The 2,390-nt window shown below is 44.3% G+C and carries 4 protein-coding genes; 1 reads left to right on the top strand and 3 read right to left on the bottom strand.

Annotated features, from left to right (window positions below; genetic code table 11):
* The 3 genes from folE to folK form a co-directional block, all read right to left on the bottom strand.
* A partial coding sequence (gene folE, locus AB4653_RS18395; protein WP_372104935.1) for a GTP cyclohydrolase I FolE occupies positions 1-546 on the bottom strand: 546 nt, incomplete at its 3' end.
* Between the two features lie 17 nt (positions 547-563).
* A complete protein-coding gene (gene folX / locus AB4653_RS18390; protein ID WP_076671585.1) occupies positions 564-935 on the bottom strand; it encodes a dihydroneopterin triphosphate 2'-epimerase in 372 nt (123 codons plus the stop codon).
* A 127-nt stretch (positions 936-1,062) separates the two neighbouring features.
* On the bottom strand, positions 1,063-1,560 hold the full coding sequence (gene folK / locus AB4653_RS18385; protein ID WP_102258570.1) for a 2-amino-4-hydroxy-6-hydroxymethyldihydropteridine diphosphokinase: 498 nt from the start codon (positions 1,558-1,560) through the stop codon (positions 1,063-1,065).
* A gap of 170 nt (positions 1,561-1,730) precedes the next feature.
* Here folK and AB4653_RS18380 point away from each other — a divergent pair, with 170 nt between their 5' ends.
* Complete coding sequence (locus tag AB4653_RS18380) at positions 1,731-2,069, top strand: hypothetical protein (protein WP_009846986.1); 339 nt, start codon at positions 1,731-1,733, stop codon at positions 2,067-2,069.
* The last annotated feature ends 321 nt before the right edge of the window (positions 2,070-2,390 follow it).

Genomic DNA, 2,390 nt, shown 5'->3' with positions numbered 1-2,390 from the left:
CCTGGATTTAACGCAATAGTGCGTGGCTTTAATCGTCACGGCCACGTTTTCTGTCTCTACTAGAGTCTGTATCGCGACTAGGATTTGCTGAGTAAGGCGTTCTTGTACCTGAGGACGCTGAGCAAAGAATCGAACGATACGGTTTATTTTAGACAGCCCAAGAATCTTGTTTTCAGGTATATAAGCCACTTCCGCTAAACCATCGATGGTAATGAAGTGGTGTTCGCACGTCGACGTTAAATCGATATCCGATACCTTGACCATTTCATCAACCGACATTTTGTTTTCTATAACACTGATTTTCGGGAAGTTATCGTAATCGAGCCCTGAAAATATCTCATGGACGTACATCTTTGCAATGCGATGAGGTGTTTCAGCAAGGCTGTCATCGGTTAAATCCAGTCCAAGCGTACTGACCACTTCCGTCAACAGTCCTTTGATGCGGTTGTACTTCTGGTTGGGGTTCATTTCGCTCTCTGTCATTGGAGTTTCAAGTCCTCTTGCGAGCAAAGCTTCTCTTACTTTTTCGGCTTCTGTATTCAGCATGACGCACTCCTTATTAATTAGTTTTCGAGTTCTGCTTCATAGCTCAGGGTGAGCGAAACGGAATCAGCGAAGCGAAGAGCATGAGGCTTGTCAATTCTCACTTGAGCGTATTTTACCCAAGGATGGTCGATACAGATGCCGAGTACGTCGCTGGTCAATTTTTCTAAAAGCAGAAACCTTCCGGATTCGACATGTTGAATGATCTTCTTGCAGATGTTTTTGTAGTTAAGCGCGTTGTCCACATCATCAGAGAGACAAAGGTTGTTAGCGGGGTAGTGGATTTCTGCGTTGATAACAATGTCTTGCTGCTTAGACTTTTCTTCCTCGTTGAAGCCGATGAAGGTTCTTAGTCTCAGGTTTGTAATGGTGATAATGGCGTTGTGATTCATAACAGTGTCCAATCCTTAGAAAGTGAAGTCAGTTACGTGCTTGTTTTAAGAAAAGATCAGTAAAGCTCAGGCGATTAAGAGTTCAGTCGTTCATTTTGCAGCCGTTCTTTTTTCAGTCATGGAAAGGCTAAGTGAAACTGAGCTCGAAAGGGATGGGTTCGGTTTTCTGGCTCAATTGATCAAAGCTTTCCCAGAGCTGCTGGAATGAGATGTCTAGAGTGGGGTGGCGTTCTTGCGCGGCAACATCGACTAACGGTCTGAGTACAAATGCGTATTCGGTGATTTCGCCTCTGGGTAGCTCTACGCCATCGATCATGCCTACTTGATTACCATAAAGAAGGATGTCGATATCCATCGTGCGTGAAGCATAGGCTTTGGTTTGACGCTTGCGATCATTCTCTGCTTCGATTTGATGTAGAACCTGAATCAGTTCGGCGACAGGAAGGTTACATTCAAACCCAACGACAAGGTTTAGGAAGTTGTCCCCCTCGAAACCGACAGGCTCGCAATCGTAGAAATTAGATATGTGCAGCGGTGCAAAGCGGTCATTCAATGCTTTGAGAGATTCTGTGACGTGGTGTTCGCGGTTAATGTTGCTTCCGATGCTGACATAGACGTTGGCCATAGTATTTCCTTCCTTTTAAGGAGCCTATACGTCCAACTCGCGAGGAAGATCAGCTATGTATCCTCTTAGAGGTTGGAGGACAAAAGAAAATACGGTTCTGCCGCAAATCGCGTCTGATAGTGATAGAATCCCCGCATCAGAATTATCGAGAATCTAGGTATTTATAGACAATGTTTATCCATCACGTTAACGGCATCGACTGGCTGGTGATTACAGCTTTTGAAGAACTGAAAACTATGTTTATCGAAGATGCAGGTCCAATCCCATCTTACTTCTCGACCGCCAGCGAATTGAGCCTGATTGATCAAGCCAAGCGCAGCTATGGATTTTTACCTAAACTCCGCGGTGTGATCACCGATACCGGCACGTATCAAAGTGAAAATCTTGACGAAGATTTGAACCCACAGCTTGCGTGTATCGTTGAAGGGCGAGGTCGAGTGTTTATCTATCACGGCGACTATGTGGCTTTTGTCGATGACGAACAAACCTTCATTACCCGAATGGACTGAATATTATTCAGTGGGTTTGGAGCGGTTGATTGGTTAATCGAATAATTGGTTGCGAATAAGCTGCTCTGTAGATAAAACTAAGGCCTCGCGTGTGCGAGGCCTTTTTTATGTGTTGTTTAGCGAGCGAAATAACTTGGCCAGAAGCTCGTGATAATATACTGCCAACCCCCGTTCAAACCTCCCCCTTAATTGATATTTTCCGCCTTTTTTGAAACACAGAAAAGGCGGAGGGTAACAACATCTAACTTTCTATTTTTGTTTGTTATGTCCCTATGCAAACTCTTTATTATTCAGTGAGTTAATTTGTCCGTATTCTCTGGT

The sequence above is a fragment of the Vibrio sp. 10N.222.48.A3 genome (assembly GCF_041475345.1).
GTDB classification, from domain to species: Bacteria; Pseudomonadota; Gammaproteobacteria; order Enterobacterales; family Vibrionaceae; genus Vibrio; species Vibrio tasmaniensis_A.
The sequence above is the reverse complement of the archived record's forward strand: the minus strand, read 5'-3'. Positions and strand labels throughout refer to the sequence as shown.

Excerpts from the sequence above, each read along its gene's own strand:
- AB4653_RS18380 (WP_009846986.1), top strand. The coding sequence starts at position 1,731 with ATGTTTATCCATCACGTTAACGGCATCGACTGGCTGGTGATTACAGCT.
- folK (WP_102258570.1), bottom strand. The coding sequence starts at position 1,560 with ATGGCCAACGTCTATGTCAGCATCGGAAGCAACATTAACCGCGAACAC.
- folX (WP_076671585.1), bottom strand. The coding sequence starts at position 935 with ATGAATCACAACGCCATTATCACCATTACAAACCTGAGACTAAGAACC.